Source organism: Propionivibrio soli (assembly GCF_025770765.1).
In the GTDB taxonomy this organism is placed as follows: domain Bacteria; phylum Pseudomonadota; class Gammaproteobacteria; order Burkholderiales; family Rhodocyclaceae; genus Propionivibrio; species Propionivibrio soli.
The window spans coordinates 83844-103491 of the sequence record NZ_JANZKY010000006.1; the positions used below are offsets into that span (position 1 = coordinate 83844).

At 55.4% G+C, this 19648-nt stretch carries 19 protein-coding genes; all 19 read left to right on the forward strand.

The features are described from left to right. Nucleotide 1 precedes the first annotated feature (1 nt). Complete coding sequence (locus NZ453_RS08320) at nucleotides 2-1099, forward strand: zonular occludens toxin domain-containing protein (RefSeq protein WP_263770051.1); 1098 nt, start codon at nucleotides 2-4, stop codon at nucleotides 1097-1099. Then, nucleotides 1096-2367: a type II secretion system protein GspD gene (locus tag NZ453_RS08325; RefSeq protein ID WP_263770052.1), complete on the forward strand. Its 1272-nt coding sequence runs from the start codon at nucleotides 1096-1098 to the stop codon at nucleotides 2365-2367. Before NZ453_RS08320 ends, NZ453_RS08325 begins: the two co-directional genes overlap by 4 nt. Nucleotides 2368-2455: 88 nt before the next feature. Further along, entirely contained in the window at nucleotides 2456-3139 is a 684-nt protein-coding gene (locus tag NZ453_RS08330; RefSeq protein WP_263770053.1) for a hypothetical protein, read from the forward strand. A gap of 246 nt (nucleotides 3140-3385) precedes the next feature. Further along, nucleotides 3386-3838, forward strand: coding sequence for a hypothetical protein (locus tag NZ453_RS08335; RefSeq protein WP_263770054.1), 453 nt, complete (start codon nucleotides 3386-3388; stop codon nucleotides 3836-3838). Continuing rightward, nucleotides 3823-4692, forward strand: coding sequence for a tyrosine-type recombinase/integrase (locus tag NZ453_RS08340; protein WP_263770055.1), 870 nt, complete (start codon nucleotides 3823-3825; stop codon nucleotides 4690-4692). The genes NZ453_RS08335 and NZ453_RS08340 overlap by 16 nt, the downstream gene beginning before the upstream one ends. 292 nt (nucleotides 4693-4984) lie before the next feature. Beyond that, entirely contained in the window at nucleotides 4985-6145 is a 1161-nt protein-coding gene (locus NZ453_RS08345; protein WP_263770056.1) for an ImmA/IrrE family metallo-endopeptidase, read from the forward strand. Further along, nucleotides 6117-6692: a DUF4411 family protein gene (locus tag NZ453_RS08350; protein WP_263770057.1), complete on the forward strand. Its 576-nt coding sequence runs from the start codon at nucleotides 6117-6119 to the stop codon at nucleotides 6690-6692. The genes NZ453_RS08345 and NZ453_RS08350 overlap by 29 nt, the downstream gene beginning before the upstream one ends. A gap of 306 nt (nucleotides 6693-6998) precedes the next feature. Then, the gene (locus tag NZ453_RS08355; RefSeq protein ID WP_263770058.1) at nucleotides 6999-7520 is read left to right on the forward strand and encodes a DarT ssDNA thymidine ADP-ribosyltransferase family protein; all 522 of its coding nucleotides are present in this window, start codon (nucleotides 6999-7001) and stop codon (nucleotides 7518-7520) included. Next, nucleotides 7513-8205 carry a DarT1-associated NADAR antitoxin family protein gene (locus NZ453_RS08360; protein WP_263770060.1) on the forward strand — a complete coding sequence of 231 codons (693 nt, stop codon included), beginning with the start codon at nucleotides 7513-7515 and terminating at the stop codon, nucleotides 8203-8205. The genes NZ453_RS08355 and NZ453_RS08360 overlap by 8 nt, the downstream gene beginning before the upstream one ends. Nucleotides 8206-9280: 1075 nt before the next feature. Next, nucleotides 9281-10276: an NAD-dependent 4,6-dehydratase LegB gene (locus tag NZ453_RS08365; protein ID WP_263770061.1), complete on the forward strand. Its 996-nt coding sequence runs from the start codon at nucleotides 9281-9283 to the stop codon at nucleotides 10274-10276. Further along, on the forward strand, nucleotides 10269-10982 hold the full coding sequence (locus NZ453_RS08370; protein ID WP_263770062.1) for a nucleotidyltransferase family protein: 714 nt from the start codon (nucleotides 10269-10271) through the stop codon (nucleotides 10980-10982). The genes NZ453_RS08365 and NZ453_RS08370 overlap by 8 nt, the downstream gene beginning before the upstream one ends. Then, complete coding sequence (locus tag NZ453_RS08375) at nucleotides 10975-11826, forward strand: NAD-dependent epimerase/dehydratase family protein (protein ID WP_263770063.1); 852 nt, start codon at nucleotides 10975-10977, stop codon at nucleotides 11824-11826. Before NZ453_RS08370 ends, NZ453_RS08375 begins: the two co-directional genes overlap by 8 nt. After that, a complete protein-coding gene (locus tag NZ453_RS08380; RefSeq protein WP_263770064.1) occupies nucleotides 11819-12901 on the forward strand; it encodes a radical SAM/SPASM domain-containing protein in 1083 nt (360 codons plus the stop codon). The genes NZ453_RS08375 and NZ453_RS08380 overlap by 8 nt, the downstream gene beginning before the upstream one ends. A 448-nt stretch (nucleotides 12902-13349) precedes the next feature. Beyond that, nucleotides 13350-14366, forward strand: coding sequence for an N-acetylneuraminate synthase family protein (locus NZ453_RS08385; protein WP_263770065.1), 1017 nt, complete (start codon nucleotides 13350-13352; stop codon nucleotides 14364-14366). Then, nucleotides 14363-15040, forward strand: a complete 678-nt coding sequence (locus NZ453_RS08390) for a cytidylyltransferase domain-containing protein (RefSeq protein WP_263770066.1) — start codon at nucleotides 14363-14365, stop codon at nucleotides 15038-15040. Before NZ453_RS08385 ends, NZ453_RS08390 begins: the two co-directional genes overlap by 4 nt. Nucleotides 15041-15189: 149 nt before the next feature. Continuing rightward, entirely contained in the window at nucleotides 15190-15999 is an 810-nt protein-coding gene (locus NZ453_RS08395) for a hypothetical protein (RefSeq protein ID WP_263770067.1), read from the forward strand. After that, nucleotides 15996-16697: a WbqC family protein gene (locus tag NZ453_RS08400; RefSeq protein WP_263770068.1), complete on the forward strand. Its 702-nt coding sequence runs from the start codon at nucleotides 15996-15998 to the stop codon at nucleotides 16695-16697. Before NZ453_RS08395 ends, NZ453_RS08400 begins: the two co-directional genes overlap by 4 nt. After that, the gene (locus tag NZ453_RS08405) at nucleotides 16694-17326 is read left to right on the forward strand and encodes a PIG-L deacetylase family protein (protein WP_263770069.1); all 633 of its coding nucleotides are present in this window, start codon (nucleotides 16694-16696) and stop codon (nucleotides 17324-17326) included. Before NZ453_RS08400 ends, NZ453_RS08405 begins: the two co-directional genes overlap by 4 nt. 1390 nt (nucleotides 17327-18716) lie before the next feature. Beyond that, the gene (locus NZ453_RS08410; RefSeq protein WP_263770070.1) at nucleotides 18717-19628 is read left to right on the forward strand and encodes a hypothetical protein; all 912 of its coding nucleotides are present in this window, start codon (nucleotides 18717-18719) and stop codon (nucleotides 19626-19628) included. The last annotated feature ends 20 nt before the right edge of the window (nucleotides 19629-19648 follow it).

Below are 19648 nucleotides of genomic sequence, written 5' to 3' on the forward strand. Positions count from 1 at the left end.
CATGGCCGAGAGCGTCTATAGCGGCCTGCAAGGGCACGGCAAAAGTTATGAGGTCGTGCGCTCGGTCATCGTGCCCAACGTCGCGAAAGGGCGGCGCGTCGTGACCAACGTCGCCGGGCTGAACGTCGACAAAATCCGCGCCTACTGCGTCGACAAGCTCGGCGCCGATCCCGAAAAACTCGGCGATATCGTCAACGTCACGAACGAGCGCATCGTCGAACCCAAGTTCTTTCCGATTGAGAACGCCGACAACACCGATTGCGTCGTGCAAGGCGGCGACGTGATCATCATCGACGAGTGTTGGCGCTATTACGTCACCGGAGAAAAGCTCCCCGACGGTCACCTCACGTTCTTCCGCATGCATCGTCACTTCCTGCACCCGGAAACCGGCCAGTGCTGTGACCTCGTGCTGATCGTGCAGGACATCGACGATTTGCAACGCAAGGTACGCGCCACCGTCGAAAAGTCCTTCCTGATGAAGAAACACAAAGAACTCGGGATGGATAACCGTTATTCGGTGACCGCCTTTAGTGGCAAGCGCCAAACCCACGCCGCGATCACCGAGCAGTTCCAAGAGTCTTATAAGCCGGAAATCTTCGAACTCTACAGTTCGTATTCGCAGTCGGGCGGCGCGGCGCAGGCCAGCGAGGCGGCAGCCGACAAGCGCGGCAACGTGCTGAACCGCAAACTGTTCAAGTTCGGCATCCCGCTCGCCGTCCTCGCCATTGGCGGTGGCATCTGGAACACCTGGCGTTTCTTCCATCCCGACCTCAAACCGGTCACCACCCCGAAAACCGAAGCCGGGCAGGGCACGGAAGGGCAGCAAAGTACACAAGCCGCTCCAGCAAAGAAACCGGCCGGGCCGGAAACGTCAGGCACGTGGCGGCTCGTCGGTACGGTCATGCGCGGCGGCCTCGTCCAGTTCATGCTGGTCGACGCCTCGAACCGCGTCCGTTACGTCGAGAATCCGCCGGGCTTCAAAGTCGGAGCCAACGAAATCGAGTTGGCGCTCCCGGGGGGCGAAGTCGTCACGCACTGGACCGGGCCGGCCCCCGTGGCGATTTCCTCGGCCTCGATGCTGCCGGGGGGCCGTCGATGAAACGCCTACTTGTCCTCTTGCTCTGGCCGTTGCTCGCCTTCGCCGAGCCCGTCACCCTCGACTTGCAGGCCGTGCCGATGAAAGACCTGATCCGCCTCGTCTACGGCGAACTGCTCGGCGTCTCCTACGTGATTGACGGCTCGGTGGCCGATGACCTCAAGCCCGTTTCCCTGCGACTGGAGAAGGTGGAGCCTAAGCGCGTGGAGTGGGTGTTACGTGACGTGTTAAAGGGGCAGGGCGTCACCGTCGATACCTCGGCCGGCGTCGTCTTCGTGCGCAAGGCCGGGACCGTCCCGGAGCCGACCGAATGGATGGTCTACAAACCGAAATACCGGAGCGTTCGTTACCTGCAAGACTTAACGCAGGCGTTGTTCCCGCAAGGCGCGTTCGGCACACAACGCGGCGGCGCGATGCCGATTAACGCCATCGCCGGAAACTCGACCGGGCCGAATGGGACCATGGGGAACGGCTCGCTCGCCGGGACCGTGCGGGCCATCGATCAGGGGGCCAACCGCCAACTCGATACCGACGCCGACGTGATGATCTTCCGGGGCAACGAGAAGGACATCGAACGCCTAAACAAACTGCTCGTGCAACTCGATACGCCGAGTGGTGAAGTCATGGTCAAGGCCGTCATCTACGAAGTCCAGACCACGGCGCACGAAGGCACGGCCGTTGACCTCGCCGTGTCGATCCTCTCGGGCAAACTCGGCATCAAACTCGCCGGTGGGGCGGCCGATGTCTCGAACGTCTTTGCGAAGCTGACTGGCTCGCTCGATCTGACCGCGATGTATTCGGCGCTGTCGGCTGATGGCCGCTTTAAGGTGGTGAGTGCCCCACGGGTCCGTGTCCGCTCCGGGGCCTCGGCTCACTTCGCGGTGGGCGACGAAACGCCCATCCTCGGCTCAGTGAGTTACGACACCAACGGCAAAGCCGTTCAAAGCGTCACCTACAAAAGCTCGGGCGTGCTCTTCGACCTGAAACCGCAGGTCAGGGAAGGGGGCGTCGACGTGCACCTGTCGCAGCAGATTTCGAGCTTCGCTAAAACCGAAACCGGCGTGAATGGCTCGCCAACGCTCAACAAGCGCGAGCTATCCACCGACCTCACCGTAGCCGATGACGAAATCGTGGTCATCGGTGGCTTGGAGTCCGACCGCAACACGGAAAGCTCGTCCGGCCTCTCCTTCCTGCCGGCGTTCTTTCGCTCGACCGCCTCGGATGCGACCCGGAGCGAAATACTCCTTATGTTGCATGTGCAGAAGCTATAAGTTAGGACGACAACCGATTTAACATATTTGCAAAGGTGCTGTATGCCACTTGCCTTACCATTCAAGTTGGTTTTACGGGCTCTTCGCTATGAACGAAAAACAGTCTAGCCTTTCTCTAGGGACGATTCTTACGGGGTTGCCTGTTGCAACGGCTGCTCTCTATGTATTAGGAATATCCTTTTACCAAGGATTTGTTGGGGCGTGGGGGCTAGAGGAGTCGTTGTTCCCCATTGCGGTAGATAGGACGTTGTTCTACGGGTTCTTCGCCCTGATGGACCGCAGTGCAGTTCAACTGGTGTATTTCGTGTTTGCAACTGAAGCCATCGCCTTAGTTGCGCTCGCTATTGTTGTCCTAAGCACCTCTGCCAGGATCCGTAACTATTTCGACAACAAGTTCAAGGCTAGCCCGCCAAAGGAAGAAGAGAGAGAAATCAAACCACCGAAGGCGATCGCTTGGTTTTGGCAATGGACGACTTATACCTTCTTTTTTTCGATAGCAGTGCTGCTCATTGTTCTTGGGTTTCTATTCGCCGCTTCTCTTGCAGACCGAAGTGGACGGGAAACCGCTGCCTTCATGCTGAAGAGAATTGAAGCGGGTAGACGGTCTCCTATTGATTTGTATCTCACAGGTCATGCGGAGCCGATTAAAGCGCACTCGATCTTATGTAGCGGGACTCATTGCGCCTTCTTGATTGGGAAACAGTCCATAACGTATAGGCTGGATCAAATTGAAAGAACCGTCGCGCATGATGTCGATTTTCCGAAGGACTGAGAGCCAGAGGCATCTAGTTGCTTACTTGCTGACAAACAGGCCGCTCGGGGTGCGACAAGGGAAGCACTCGCCGCGAGCCCGAGAGGGGCGCGGGGTTTCGAGTGCGTTTCCGTTGCCATGTGCCCCTTGCCCGACGTGGATCCGGCACGTCGGGTCGGCCGGTCGTCCCGGCCGAGGGTATGGCAGAGGCGCTGCGCCGGTACAGTGAACTAGAAATCGAAACGAGATCAGGAGAATGACAAAGGGATGAACTGGCGCTGTATCCTTGTACTCGTAATGCTTCTGTGTTCTGGCAGCGCATGCGCTCAGGAAGTGATCTATCACTGCCTGAAGGATGGCCGAAAGATGGTCACTGATCAGCCGTGCGCCGACCTTGGTGCCCAGGAGAGGAAGCGGGTTAATACGTCTGACATGCCGCCATTGAATACGTCGCAAGGGCTGTCGGTGGAAGAGCGTCAACGAGAACAAGGTATCCGTGAGCGGCTGTATCGAGAGGGCCAGCAATACGAACAAATCCGCGAGCAACAAAAGGCGGTAGCTGCGGCCGAGGAAAGAGAGAGAGTACGTTTGTGTGACTCGCTGTGGAGACAGAAGAAAGCAGTTATTGCACAGCAAAGGGCTTACAGTTCCGACTACTGGAACGAACGGCATCGGATCGTTAACGACAGGATTTATGAGTTGAATTGCAGCTCCCGATAGACGAGCAATGGACATGGCAACAGGCCGCTGATAAGTGGCTTGAAGAAACGGTCCACAAAAAGGATCGCCGCAACGACAAGGCGAAACTTCGCTGGATCGGGCAACTATGGAGCGGCAAGCTCCTGCGCGAAATCGACCGGGAAACCGTCCGCGAACTCGCCAAACGCAAACTACGGACGGCCAAGCCCTCAACCGTCAACCGCTACCTCGCCTTAATCCGCGCCATCCTTCGCCGGGCCGCTCGTGAGTGGCAATGGATCGAGAAACCGCCTTACATTCGCCTCGAACATGAACCAAGCCGGCGCGTTCGCTGGCTCCACCCCGAACAAGCCCGAGCCCTACTCGAAGAACTTGCCGACCACCAGCGGCACCCCATGCTATTCACCCTCGCCACCGGGCTCCGGGCCGGCAACGTCCTCAACCTCCGATGGGAACAAATCGACCTCAAAAGGCGGGTGTGCTGGTTCTACGCCGACCAAACAAAGAACGGCGAAGACATCAGTATCAGTTTGAACGACAGCGCAATGGCCGTGCTCTACGCGCGTCGGTTCGTCCACCCCGAATTCGTCTTCACCTACCAAGGGAAACCGCTACAGCGGCTAACAACGCGGGCTTGGTACAAAGCTCTAAAGCGAGCAAGGATAAAAAACTTTCGCTGGCACGACTTGCGTCACACGTGGGCCAGTTGGCTAGTGCAGGAAGGTGTACCGCTCTACGCCTTGCAGGAAATGGGCGGCTGGAAAACCGCCAGCATGGTTCGCCGGTACGCCCATTTGTCGCCGGCACACAATCTGCGGTACGCCCAAACCATTGACGCCTCGTTGGCGACCGTGGCGAACCTCGGAGAATTCTGACAATCAGTTGTCTGTGATCCGGCCTTGACTTCCAGGGCCGGTTGTTTTGTACCCCCGCCGTTGCTACGATGTCTGTCACGCCATCAGTCAGCTTGATACGAACATCGAGTCAAGATGTAAGCGAAAAATAAAAACTAAAGAGGCATAGTGTGCTGCAAAATCCAAAGGACCTCGGGACGAAAAGCTGCCATTGCCTTTGGCTATGGCTTCGCGCGCGAGGTTCGAACAGATCTAAATGCAGAAGCTCTAACGTGCGAGTTCGTCGCGTGATACCGCAGGTACGGATGCTAGAATGCCCCGCGCCATGAATACCATACAGCTTTCCCCGACGGTGCTCGATTGGGCAGCCTCTCGCGCCGGCGAGTCCCTGTATGAGTTCGCGAAACGAATTTCTAAACGCAGTGCCGAAGAGATAGCCAATGGCGTGCTCACGTACGCCCAAGCGATCAAATTTGCTAAGACGTCCGGTGTCTCTCTAGGCGATCTCTTTTTGCAGTCTCCGCCGGCAGACCGGCAACTGCCAGTCGCCGACTTTCGAACTCCTCAGTTTTCTGTTCCGCTGAAGAGCGATTTTTTCTACACTTTTGACGATATCGAGTTCAAGCAGGCGTGGTATCGAGAATTTCTGATTGCACAAGAACGAGACCCACTCGATTTTGTCGGCAAGTTCAAGAACAAGTCCCCCACAGCTCCCGAGCTAGCGAAAGAAATTCGCTCCGCCCTTGACTTCGCAGACGCCGACTTGACCGGCTTGAAAGATCCAGACGAGTTGTTTGCCCTGCTCGCGCAAAAATGCGAGGCGATTGGTATTCTGGTTTTCAAGAACGGGGTCGTCGGCAATAACACTCACCGTTCTCTTTCTGTCGACGAATTCCGTGGGTTCGCTTTGGCCGATGCACTCGCCCCAGTCATTTTCATCAATGGAGCAGATGCACCCGCAGCTTGGGTTTTCACCCTCGCTCATGAACTCGCGCACATATGGTTAGGCGCATCTGGGGTCTCTGCCGCTGATCCTAGCGCGGAAAACAAAATCGAGCGATTCTGCAACTCGGTTGCCGCAGAAATTCTCGTCCCGGCGAAAAGTTTCATCGCGTTATGGCAGTCTGACGCGAAAAGTTCCGCAAGCGAGAAATTGGAACGTGCCAGGCGTGCCTTCAAGGTCAGCGGGTTGGTCATCGCCCGACGGGCGCTAGACCTCGGTTTTATAGACAGAGCGAACTACAAAAATATTTATGACGAAGCCCGACTGAGGCAAAAACGAAAAAGCAGTGAGGCTAGCGGCGGCGATTTCTATAGAACGCTTGCTGTGAGAAACAGCAAGAGATTCTCTAAAGAGGTAGCAGCTTTGGCGATTTCTGGGCATATCACTCTGGGACAGGCTGGCAAGTTACTCAATACAAATCCTAATAAAGTGGTGACTTTCTATGCCAAGCAGAACCCGCTATCTGTTTGATTCGGACGTGCTTATCGCATCAGCGAGGCTGCACTACTGCCTAGGCTATTGCGCCGCTTTTTGGGATTGGCTTGCTGGCGGCCACAAGGCTGGTCTCTTTTACAGCATCGACAAGGTTAAGAGTGAGTTGTTAGAAGGTGACAAAGACCCCCTTAATTCGTGGGCGGTAGCCCACTCGACCTTTTTCCAAAACAGCCTCGATTCTCTCCCTCAGTGGGGAGCCCTCGCCAAGATCGCCAACGATCCGGCGAACCAATTCAAGGCATCGGCAAAAGCAAAGTTTCTCGATGAGGAAAAGGCGGATGCATGGTTAATTGCTCACGCCGCTCACGAAGGAAATTTCGTGATCGTCACCAACGAAAGATCAGAACCTCAAAGCAAGAGGGAAATAAAACTACCCGATGCCGCTTCTTGGCTTAACGTGAGGACCGTAAGGCTCTATGACGTTCTTCAATTGCATGCTGGCCACAATTTTTCTCAGAAAGCGATGGCCATCACCGGAAACTCGCTGAGCATCTTGCCGGGAATTCCCCCTGTCCCCGCATAAAACCCAAAATCTACGGAGAAAGGCTACGCGGGGGTCAGCGTCATATAGAAGAACGACGAAGCGCAGCCCTCAAGTGGAATCACGAGTCTGCGATCTCAGAACGGCTTGGGCGATTCGAGCGCTTACGTCTGATAAGACGTAGTTGTGCCGGGTTGGAAACGCTTAAGGGGTCAATGACATTTAATGAAGAGGGACAACGGCAACCTCAGCAATTGTTTTGTCTTGAGAAATTTGCCCGAGTAGCTGGTAGCAATCTTTTGGGGCGTGCATTATCCTCATACCCATGCCATCCGCCTGGTCTTTGCCATGAAATCGATACTCGAACGATACAAATTCGACGGTGTCTGGCACTTTACGGACAGGTCGAATCTTGACCTAATCAGACAGCATGGCGGTCTGTTTTCATGGGGCGAACTTCAGCGGCGTGGCATCGTAGTGCCGAAGCCAGGGGGAAACCAGTGGAGCCACGACGCGGACGTTACAAGTGATGTTTATGATTTCGTGCATCTAGCCTTCGTAGATGATCACCCTATGCAGTATTGTGCCAAGAAAGACGGCAGGCTGCCCGATCCCATTTGGATAAAAATCGATCCTTCCATCATTCTGGTGGATGGGGTGCGTTTTTCAATTGATGTGTCGAATAAGGCCGGGGTTTGTACTCTTGTTGCGGACAAAGCCAAGGAACTCATCGACTTTGAAGTCTTGTTTACTCACACAGATTGGCGAGACCCTCAGATTAAAGTGCGCCGGAAGGCTGCGCTCAAATCTGAAATCTTAGTGCCTCGCGTAGTTCCGATGGACAAATTGCTAGGTTTTAAGGATGGCTAGCCGCCCTATATTTTCAGCTCTTGGTGAATCCTCTCGATTGGTGCAGGAGATTCCGATCACCTTCGCTTGGAATCCTGGTTTCGCTCCTGTTCAGAAGAAGAGGAACATCGTCGCTATGCACGAGGCGGCACGTACGAAAGGGCTTTTCCCTCTTTTGGAGGTTTCCACCAAGTCTGAGGAGAAGCTAGGCCAGAGACTAAGCGCATTCAATCTGAAGATTGGTACGGCACTAGGCGAGATAAGTATCGAATCTGCGTATCAGGGGAGCAAGGTATTCCGAGGAGGGGGGCCGTATACCGACATTTACTTAATGGATAGCCGCTCAGCAAAGCAGGATGAAAGGTTGAGGAATTCAGGCCAGTTGCTTGCGTTTGATTTTTTTGGTCAAAAATGGCCGCTAGTTCCAAAAACGGCGTTCTACGACTGGCTCTACCTCTCCGCTTTGGAGCCCCATCAAGAGTTCCTGAAGCGCCTATTCGAATACAAGGGCTTTACGGATATTGAATTTAATCCAGAGAAGTCGATCAACTGCCAAGCTCGAACCTGCGCCCTTCTAGTTTCTTTGCTTAAACTTGGTGCACTGAACGATGCGTTGCGATCGCAAAGCGACTTTATTTCAATGGTGGCTTCCGACTCGTTCAACCAAGCGCATTCTTCCGACTTGCGGCAACGCGTACTGCTTTAGTTGTTCGAACGACGCTCAGTCAGTCGCGAGTTCTGTACGAATGTTCCACCAACCGGCCCTCGACGACTTGCCCTTCGGTCGGTGCGGTGGTTGAGAAACAACTTACCGCCCACCTGCTGACTGAATAGGCGGGCCTTTCGAATGTCGGCAAAGGCCGATGAGCCGGAATTTCCCTTCCGGCAGGTTCCAAAGTGAAGAGGTCCGTTAGACGTCCGGTCTGGAGAGTGGGTGACCGGCGGTTTGTGGTCGGGTGCCACCTGGTTACGATTAAGCACCTTCAATGTGTCGTGGGCAAGGCGCGAGATTGATGGTCAACGCGATGGGAAGTGGTGGTCAGCCAACAGGATAATGCGCACTATGGGATAATGGCGGGCTAATGCAGAATGGTGAGCCGTTCTACACCTTGCAAGGAATGAGCGGCTGGAAGACGGCAAACGGAATTTGCCGGCAAGCTGACTTGTCGCCGGCACGCAACCCGAAATACGCGAAAACGATGCGCGCCCCACTGGCGACCGTGGCCAGTACTGGTAAGTTCTGAAAATCCGCGTGTCCGTGGTTCGATTCCGCGACTGCCACCAACACTTCCAAGCAGGTCCAAAGAAAGCCAAGAAACCCAAGAAACCCAAGAAACCCAGGGTTCCGGGGGTTCTCGGCTTTCTTTGTATCCAAGACTGGACAAGGCATGCCTAGTGCAATTTGCCTGATGGTGACAGCCGAAAAGCACAAGAGAGTTTGCTGGGAGTTTGCCGAAAGCCCGCTGAGACATTTCTCAAAGTCATGAGGTGTGGCAAAATGGAACTGCTACATTAGAGTGTACGGCCCGTGTAGTATCCGCTGCGCGCTCTCAAATCTCGGCCTCCTTGTTCGATTTGCTGGTTGCGCTTGCTGATTTTGAAACAACTGGGCAACAGCTTGTCGGCGGTGCGGCTTTAGCGTGCCCTGCTTTGATGCTGATATAGATCGTCTTTTGATGGGCTAGCGTAATGATTTGGCGTTCTCAATAGTTACGGGAAGTTGATAGGAATTCAAGATATTCTGGGATGCATTACGATCAATTCATTGGAAATAAAGCATCATGCGCATTCTCGTAACTGGGGCAGATGGCTTCATTGGATCGCATTTGACCGAGGCGTTGGTCCGGGCTGGATATGACGTACGAGCTTTCGTTCTGTACAACTCCTTCAATTCTTGGGGTTGGCTCGATCATTGTGGAAAAGATGTTGAAGGGAAGTTTGAAGTCTTTGCCGGTGATATCCGAGACCCGAATGGCGTCCGGATGGCCGTCAAGGGCTGTGAAGTTGTGTTGCATCTGGCCGCATTGATAGCTATCCCTTACTCGTATCATTCGCCCGACATGTATGTCGATACCAATATCCGGGGTACATTGAACGTGGTTCAAGCGGCGCGTGACCTTGGTGTGCAGAAAGTTGTCCAAACGTCCACCAGTGAGGTGTATGGAACGGCACAATTTGTGCCCATCACCGAAGACCACCCTTTGCAAGGGCAGTCCCCCTACTCTGCGAGCAAAATCGGCTCGGATCAGATTGCCATGTCCTTCTACTCCTCCTTCGGAACCCCAGTAGTTTTGTTGCGTCCTTTCAATACTTATGGGCCGCGTCAGTCTGCTAGGGCCGTTATTCCGACGATTATTACGCAGATTGCCAGCGGCATGCGGGAAATCAATCTCGGGTCCGTGCATCCCACGCGGGATTTTAGTTTTATCTCCGACACGGTTGGCGGGTTTGTCGCCGCAGTGAATTCGGATCGTGGGATCGGGAAAACGATTAACCTGGGAAGCAATTTTGAAATATCGATCGGGGACACTGTCAGGGCGATTGCAGAGGTGATGCGAGTGGACGTCAAAGTCGTTTCTGACAGCCAGCGGCTGCGACCAGAAAAAAGCGAAGTGGAACGCCTGTGGGCGTCCAACGAGAGAGCCAAGTCACTGCTTGGTTGGCAGCCGGCCTATGGCGGCCTTGATGGGTTCAAGCGAGGGCTAGTTAAAACGGTAGAGTGGTTCGTCCAGCCTGAGAATGCCAGGGGTTATAAGGCGGCAATCTACAATGTCTAGGCGTGCGGTCATTCTGGCCGGAGGAAAGGGAACGAGGCTGCGACCTTACACGGTGGTCCTACCCAAACCATTAATGCCGATTGGAGAGTTTCCGATTCTCGAAGTCATCTTGCGCCAATTGATCAGGAGTGGGTTTGACCACATCACGATGGCGGTGAACCATCAAGCAGAAATCATCAAGGCATTCTTCCAAGACGGCCGCCGTTGGGGCGCGCGAATAGATTACTCGTGCGAAACCAGCCCGTTGGGGACTATGGGTGCGTTGAAGTTGATTCCCGATTTACCTGCCAACTTTCTGGTGATGAACGGGGACATTCTGTCGGATCTCGATTTTGCACGTTTCCACGACGAGCACGTCGCGTCAGGCGATCTATTCACTATCTCCTCCAAACGGCGGGAAAACCATATCGACTATGGCGTACTGGAAACTGATGGCTCTGGCAAGCTCACGGCTTTCCGTGAAAAGCCACGGGGATCCTTCCTTGTGAGCATGGGCGTCTACATGCTCTCGTCGGCCATCCTAACGCGCATACCTGCTGGGCGTGCCTATGGCTTCGACGACCTCATGCTGGACATGCTGTCTGCCGGCGAACAGGCGCGGGTCCGTCCGTTCGAAGGCTACTGGCTAGATATCGGCCGCCCGGATGACTATGCGCTTGCTGTTGAAGAGTTCGAGGCCATGAAAGGACGTTTCCTGGGTGCTTGATGCAGTCGTTACGGGGGCGGGGGGCTTTATTGGTCAGGCGTTGTCCCAGAGACTCCGGGCCCGTGGGCGCGCAGTACTGGCGATGACCCATGCCGATGGAGACGTGGTCGATGCAGCTTTCTGGGCGAAGCTGCCGCCGGCACGCGCGCTGGTGCACCTGGCTGGTCGGACGTACGTGCCGGACAGTTGGAAGTACCCGTCACAATTTATTGACGCTAATGTCATCGGCGTTCAGCATGGGCTCGACTGGTGTCGGCGACATGGGGCGCGTATGGTCTTTGCGAGCGCCTATGTATACGGCATTCCCGCGCATCTTCCCGTACGCGAAACCGATGACGCTCATCCGAATAATCCGTATGCCTTCAGCAAATGGGTCGCCGAGCAGTGCTGTGAGTTTGCTGCGTGCCATTTCGATGTTGATGTCACGGTGCTGCGGATATTTAACGTATTTGGCCGCGGGCAGAAGAGCGAGTTCCTGATTCCGACTCTGATCAAGCAGTTGTCAGGGAAAGAGATCCGTGTCATGGACCTGACCCCGCGGCGCGACTATGTATACCTCCTCGACGTAGTCGATGCGTTCGTCCGGGCCTTGAGCGCCCCGAAGGGCATGCATATCCTCAACATCGGGAGCGGGCGATCGTACTCAGTAGCGGACATCATCGCCACCTTGCAAGAGGTGGCCGGCACGTCTCTACCGGTAGTGTCTGCGGAAGAGCCGAGGCCTCAGGAAATTTCGGATGTTCGGGCCGATGTAGACCTTGCGGCACGGGTCTTGGGATGGGCGCCACGCTTTGACTTTGCGGCAGGGGTACATGACATGTTGAAGGAAGTTGAGAATGGCTAAGGGAAATGGGGAGCGCTACGTTCCCATTAACAAGGGCAACTATTCGATGGATACCGCCGAACGGGAGGCGCAGTTCGAGCGCTACCGAGGTGAAGGCTGGGAGGCTGAATACGCCACTTATCGACGTGACTGGGCAGATCTACCTAAGCGGCAAGAGGTCCGTGACTACCCCTTGCTGGTTGATCTGGAACTGTCATCTATCTGCAACCTCCATTGCCCGATGTGCTACACGATCACCGACCAGTTCAAGGAGCACGTCAACACCACGCGCATGGAGTGGGATCTTTTTACGCGGATCATCGATGAGATCGGTGGTAAGGTTCCTGCAATCCGCCTATCTCTCCGGGGTGAGGCGCTCCTGCATAAGCGATTTGCCGATTGCGTCCGGTATGCCAAGTCCAAGGGTATCAAGGAGGTTTCGACTCTGACGCACGGAGGCAAGCTGACGCCGGAATTCTTCAAGGTAATTGTCGACGCGGGCATCGACTGGATCACGATTTCTGCGGATGGCGTGGGGGAGACCTACGAGAAGATTCGTAAGCCCATCAAATTCAAAGACCTTATGGCAAACATCCAGGCCATGAACGAGTACAAGAAAGCGCATGGTCTGCACCGACCGGTCATTAAGGTCCAGGGCATCTGGCCAGCCATTCGTGACAACGCGCAGGAGTACTACGATACTTTTGCTCCTAATGTCGACCTCGTTGCGTTCAATCCACTAATTGATTACCTGGGTAACGACACTCACATCGAGTATCTGGAGAACTTCACCTGTCCCCAGCAGTACCAGCGTTTGGTGATTGGTGCCGATGGCCTGGTGATGAAATGTTCCAACGATGAGGAAAACCGGGAAGTCATCGGCGATATCAAGACTGAGACTGTTCACCAAGTATGGCATGGGGAGAAGATGAACGCGGTTCGTGAACTCCATAAACAAGACCGCGGATTCATGCGCAGCGCCGTGTGCCGCCGGTGTTATCTTCCCCGTAAGACAGAAGACGAGGCGGCCGAAGTGGGAGGGCGGACCTTCACGGTGAAAAACTATGTCTTCCGTATCCAAGAGGTCGGGAAATGACAGCCCAGGGGGCTTCCGCTCCGGACTTGGCTGCGCCTGGTGACCCTGTACAAGTTCTGGCGGTTTCTCAGTCGCGCAGGTCGCGGTCTGTTTTTCAAGCCCGGCGCCGAATTCCATCAGGCAGACAGTGCTGCTTTGGAGGTCGGCAACAGTTGCACGATCCAGGATCACAGCTTTTGCCAACTGACACTGCATGCTCCTAAAGGTGTTCATCGTAGAAGACTCAGTTGGACGCAGGAATGTCGTTACTGAAAAAATCTGGTCGGCACCGGTAGCAACGTGGATCTGATGTGAAGTCGTCATCACAGCCATGGTGTTTCCAGTAACCAGCCCTTAGAGGAACAGAAGGCGATCATCGGAGCCAATGCAGTTGTCACCAATGAAGCGCCTGACTATGGCATCGCCGTCGGGGTGTCGGCGCGAGTCGTGAAGTTTCGGAGTTGATCCCATGTTCAAGAATTACCGTAGTGATCGCTGCTATATCATTGCCGAGATCGGTGGCAATTTCACGACCTTTGATCAAGCCCAGCGCTTGATTGACGAGGCGGCGGCTTGTGGGGTCGATGCCGTCAAGCTGCAGACCTACCGAGCGGAGACAGTAGCCAGCAAGCGGGCGGTTTTCGATATGGAGAACACTGGCGTGGCATCCCAGTACGATCTGTTCAAGAAGTACGAGATCGATCCCGATCTGCATCGCGAAGTCTTCCGTTATGCCGAAACCAAGCAACTGGATTGGTTCTCGACCCCCTCCCACGAACTCGATGTCGATTTACTCGAGGCCTGTGGCGTGGGGGCGCACAAGATTGGTTCCGACGATGCCGTTAACCTCCCGTTCTTGCGGTACGTCGCGAAGACCGGAAAGCCGCTGATCCTTTCGACGGGGATGTGCACACTGGAAGAAGTCAAAGAGTCTGTGGTAGCCATCCTGGAGGCCGGTTGCCAACAGTTGCTGCTGCTGCACGCTATCACCAGCTACCCGACCCACCCGCAAAATGTCAATCTGGCGGCGATGCAGACGCTCATGGCTACCTTTCCGGGCATCGAGGTTGGCTACTCGGACCACACCTTGACGCCGGTGGCATCCCTGTGCGCGGTGGCCATGGGCGCGCGGGTCATCGAGCGCCATTTTACATGGGACAAGAACGCCGATGGGCCAGACCACATACTTTCCGCCGATCCCCCGGAAATGAAGTGGTTGGTCGATGCCATTCGGGCTTTCGAGATGATGCGCGGGAGTGGTGTCAAGGAGCCCGCCGCAAGCGAGGCAACCACCCGGCGCAACAACCGGAAAAGTGTCGTGCTGTTGCGGGCGCTGAAGGGCGGTGACGCCATTGCTGCGGGAGACATCGCGGTCAAGCGTCCTGGATATGGCATTGCGCCGAAGTTTTTTCCCGACCTGTTTGGCCGCCGCCTGTCGCGGGACCTTGATCCGGACAGTGTACTGACCTGGGAAGACTTGGCGTGACTATCGGCATCGTTATTCAGGCGCGCATGGGGTCGACGCGCCTGCCTGGCAAAGTGTTGCGGGACATTGGAGGGCGTCCTCTACTGGCTCACGTGGTGGAGCGGCTCGGTCGTTTGCGCCATGAGGTCCGGGTCGTGGTCGCGACGTCAACCAAGGTACAGGACGACGACATTGCCTCGTGGTGCCGATGCCGCGGCGTGGAATGCTTCCGCGGTAGCGAAGGCGATGTGCTGGACCGCTACTGGCGGTGTACCGAACAGTGCGGGTTCGAGCATGTGGTGCGCCTGACGGCGGATAACCCCTTTACGGACATCGAGGAACTGGACCGGCTGCTGGCCCTTCATTTGTCCGGACACTACGACTACAGCCATTCCTTTGGCCAGATGCCTCTGGGGGTCGGAGCGGAAGTCTTCAGCCGAGAGGCCTTGGCGAAGAGCCACGCGCAGGGCCACAAGCCGAACCACAGGGAACACGTCAATGAGTACATCGAGGAAGTCCCTGAGGACTTCCGGATCGCACGTTTGGTGGTGCCCGCAGCTAAGGTGGCGCCATTATTGCGTCTAACAGTGGATACTCTGGAAGACTGGCAAAGGGCATGCCGGTTAGTGGGCGCGCGTCCCGACTGTCAACTTGAAACTGAAGAAGCGATTCGGCTGTGTTCGCGATTTGCATAGAAAGTTCTCACGCGCGTGGCCTTGGTCACCTCTACCGCTCATTGACGCTGGCGGAGGGGTTGCGCCAGCGTGGATGGCTGTCGCATTTCCTCGTCAACGATCACACACACGCTGTTAACCTAATTCGCGACCGTGGGCATGAGGTCGAGGTGGTCGACCTAGATGACAACGCCCATTGGGAAGGCGCCTGGCTGCTTGCCCACCCGGAGGTGCGTGTCTGGGTGAATGACAGGCTCGACACCGGTGCGCTTCACACTCAGCGCGTGCGGTCCCACGGCGTTCGTTTGGCGACGTTCGATGACCGCGGACCTGGCGCTGCTTTCGCCGATCTGAACATCGCTGCGCTGGCGTTCGACGACGCCGCGAGCCTACTGGGTGGGCGCGTCTTGAGCGGGGTGGAGTATCTCATGCTGGATCCAGGATTGGCGACCCGCAGGCGTTTGCGTAATGCTGCTGACGCGTGGTTGGTAACATTGGGCGGCAGCGACACCTGGGGCGTGACGCCACGTATCATGGAGGCGTTGCTGTCGCAGAGACAAGGTGCGTCTATCGTTCTAGGGCCGTCGTTCCAGCATTGGGCTGAGGTCGATGCCGTGCTGGCTCGGGCGCCGGCCGGCCTGTTCACGGTGCACCGTCGTGGCGTTTCTTCACTGGCGGACGAAATGGCGCGGCATGACCTAGCGATCACCGGTGGTGGTATGACCCCATTTGAGGCAAATGCGAGTGGGCTGCCATGCATCGTGGTGGCCAATGAATTGTTTGAGGTTTCCGTGGGGCGTGCGCTTGAGCGGTTCGGCGGGTGTGTGTTTGCAGGTTTCCATCGGACTATGGACACTTCCGTATTCCATCGTCGGTTGCCGATCGCACGGATGAGCGAGGCCGGAATGAACATGATCGACTTGCAAGGCCGTGATCGCGTGGCAGACGCCTTGGTGGCGCTGATCAAGGGGGAAGTGTGAACTGCACGGTCGTCATACACCAGCCGGATTTCGCTCCCTATCTTGGGTTTTTCCACCGCTTTGCGCATGCCGACCTGTTCATCGCACTGGACCACGTGCAGTTTGTTACCAACACCAGCCGCAGTTGGACCCACCGCGACAAGATCAAGACCGATGCGGGTGAGCGGTGGTTAACATTGGGGATCAAGAAGCCACCGTTTGGTACCCCGATCAACAAGGTTGAACTCGCGACGGACAGTCTGTGGGTGGAGGGCAACCTGGCTTTGCTGCGACAGAACTACCGCAAAGCACCGGCGTATGCAGAAGTCATGCCTGTGGTCGAGGATTTGTACCGGACGATTCCTGTGCGGATGGCCGACTTCAATCTGCGTTGGCTGGAGGAACTGGCGGATCTCCTAGATGTCCGTATTCCCTATGTTCTGTCCAGCACGCTTAAGCCACAGGGGCAGAAAAATGAGTTGCTGATCGACCTGCTGCAGAAGGTCGGGGCCTCGCATTACCTGTCCGGCAATGGCGCGCGAGCCTATACGGAACCTAAGAAGTTTGCCGCAGCAAACATTGAGTTGATCTGGCAATCGTTTGTGCCCCCAATTTACCCTCAACAATTCGGGCCTTTCATGCCCAATCTTTCTGTTTTGGATGCTTTATTCAATTGCGGTGTTGCGGGGACCCGTGCTCTGGTAAGGAGCAATCCATGAGGATTCTGGCGATTGGCGCGCATTTCGACGATGTCGAGCTAGGCTGCGGCGGGACGCTCGCCCGTCATGTGAGGAAGGGCGATGAAGTTTACGTCTTCGTCGCCACCGTTTCCGGTTTCACGAATCAGTATGACCAATCCGTGCGTAACAGTTTGGTGGCACGCCAAGAAGCGGATCAAGCCATGAAGGTTCTGGGCGTCCGGGAAATGCATTGCGGCGACTTCAAGACTCTGGAGGTCGAGTTCGTCGATGCATTGAACATCAAGATACTCAAGCTGGTCGAGGACTTGAAGGTAGATCTGGTCTACACCCACTGGGTGGGAGACATACATCATGACCACCAGGCCGTGGCGAGAGCGTCCCTGCACAGTTGCCGGCATGTGCCGCGGTTGCTGATGTACCGCAGCAATTGGTATCACTCGACCCAGGATTTTCGCGGGCACTTTTACACGGACATCACAGAGCACTGGGGGACGAAACAGCGAGCGATCGAAGCGCATGTCTCCGAAATGGAACGTACGGGCCGACGCTGGATCGATTTTTTTCACAATGAAGCGGAAAACGCTGGGCAACGGATCGGTGTACGGTACGCCGAGGTATTCGAAGTGGTGAAATGGCTGGAAACGTGACAAGCAAAAGTAGTCTCTCTCCAGGTTTTCAGGCTGGGCGTGTAGAAGGAATTGATAGTGTCCGTGCCCTTGCCGCTCTGTCCGTTGTGTTTGCCCATATCCTCGGCCCCGAGTTGCCGGCCATCCTGCCGTCATCGCGTTTTTGTTGTGTCAGGGTTTTGTATTCATTTCCAGTATATCAATAAGCCACTACCGATTTTGCCGTTCTGGGCTGCCCGTTGGACATGGATAATGATTCCTGCGTTAGTTGCAATAGTTCTGGCTAAAATTGCAAGATTACAATTTCTGGGATGGATACATTCGGTGGAGTATTGTCTGCGAGCTTTTTTATTACACTTTTTATCCGTTTTTCCTACTAACTTCGCGGTACGTGGCGTATGCCGTTTTTTCTAGCGCTGCTGCTATCTCTTTCAATAGTTGCTGCCATAGGATCCGATCAATACGGTAACGCCCGTATCTATGGGCCGGTACTTAATTGGATAGTTGCATTGCCAAGTTGGCTGGTGGGGTGCGAATTGGCAGAACCTACATACGATCAGAAGAATCAACTCCGCAGATCATCCGTCTGGGAAGTTATATGCTGGAGGTTCGGAGTTGCGACGATTGCGTCGACGCTCTATTGGGCAACGATGAACACGAAATTCGGATATCATCTGACGATGAACGGATTCGCCCTCGTGGTTTCTTTTTGGATTAGAGCAGAGGTCTGTTCCTCCTACAAAAGTCGGCTTGGATGGATAGGGCAGTGGAGTTATTCAATCTATCTGTTGCATATGCCGCTCTTTTTGATTCTTGTGCAGCTGCTTCATGTTAGTAGTTTCCTTTCACTGCTTTGCATGCCGTTGGTGTTTTATGGATCCTACTGGCTATATCGAACAATAGAGCTGCCTTCACATTACTATGCGATAAAAATATACGAAACTATTAACCCTCGAGGTTTTCGTGTGGAGCCCCTGAACTGCTCAGCATGTGGCCGAGAGCGGTCTGCCAAGCTTGTATGATTTTGTCAGGCAGTCGCCATACTCTTTTTGCGAATCTTATTCAGCAGTGTTGTGCGGCGGCGCTACTATTGTCATTGCCTAACCTGCTGGGCAAGGCGGAGTATGCTCAGGTCGTGTTCGTCGGAGTACTGCTTGGGTTCTTAGCGCTCGCTGACCTGGGCCTGTCTTTGGTCTATGGTCGCGTGGTCCCAGGTTTAGCAATGAGCGGCAACAAGGAAGCTATTCGGTGCTGGGACGCATCCGTACTAGGGTTTGGCTCTGCCGCGGCGGTGTTTTTTTCGCTGATGATTGCGTTCATATATTGGATTAGGTTCCAGCAAGTGGGGCATGCGCTAGCATTGTCTGTGCTTCCCGTGGGGCTTTACTGGGTTTCTTTCCATGTGTCCCGAATGACTGCGGCATGCCGTTTCGACGAGTATCGCCGGGCGATCGGTGCCCGCTCCCTCACCTCCTTGCTGGCCATCCCCCTTGCCATGGTCGGAGGTATCTCGGGGTGGTTCATCGGCCAAGTGGTTGCGGCGATGCTGGTGATCGTACAGATTGGCCGGGTATTGTGGCAGCCCATGGGGCGGGTGGACTGGGTGCTGCTCAGGAGACACCTGCCCGAAGCGTTGCAGCTGTGTGTGGTCACCGTGGCGTGGACACAACTCCTGAACTTTGGCCGTCTGTATGCGAGCATGGCTTACCCAGCGGAAGCTGTGGCGTACTATGGCGTTGTCGGCGCAGCGTATCAGTCCATTTCGACGCTACTGATCTCCGCATTCATTCCGGTTTCCGTTGGCCTACTGGGGCGGCTGGGGAAAAACGACCAAGAGGCTTTCGTATACATGAAGGATGTGCTCGCGAGAACCGTGTGGTGGGTGCTTGCCGGAACACTGGTTGCGACCGAATTGGCCATTCAGGTGCTCGGGGTCGTCTTTCCAGGCTACCACTTCGACATGGCCACGCTGCTTGGGCTATTGCCCGGCATCGCTCTGTATCCCTTCTTCCTGCTGCTGGGCAATTGCATGGTCGGCAAGAGGAAGACCTTGCTTTACCTATTGATGATTACCGTAGCCTTGGGGGTCGGGCTCCTGGTGGCTCACGCGGTGGATGTTCGTTTCACGCAGCTCGGTGCCGCGTGGGGGCAACTGGCGGGATTGGTCGCCTTCACCTCAGGTCTTTACTTGGCGACGAGGCGCCTGTTTGGTGGCGTCTCGAGCACTGTCTGGGACTATCTGGGTTCCTCGCTTCTTGGCTCTTGTGCTGTGGTCGGCCTTTTTATCGGCATCCGTGTTCATATGGCGAATGGTGTTTTTTGACTCCTACTCGCGATCCAAAT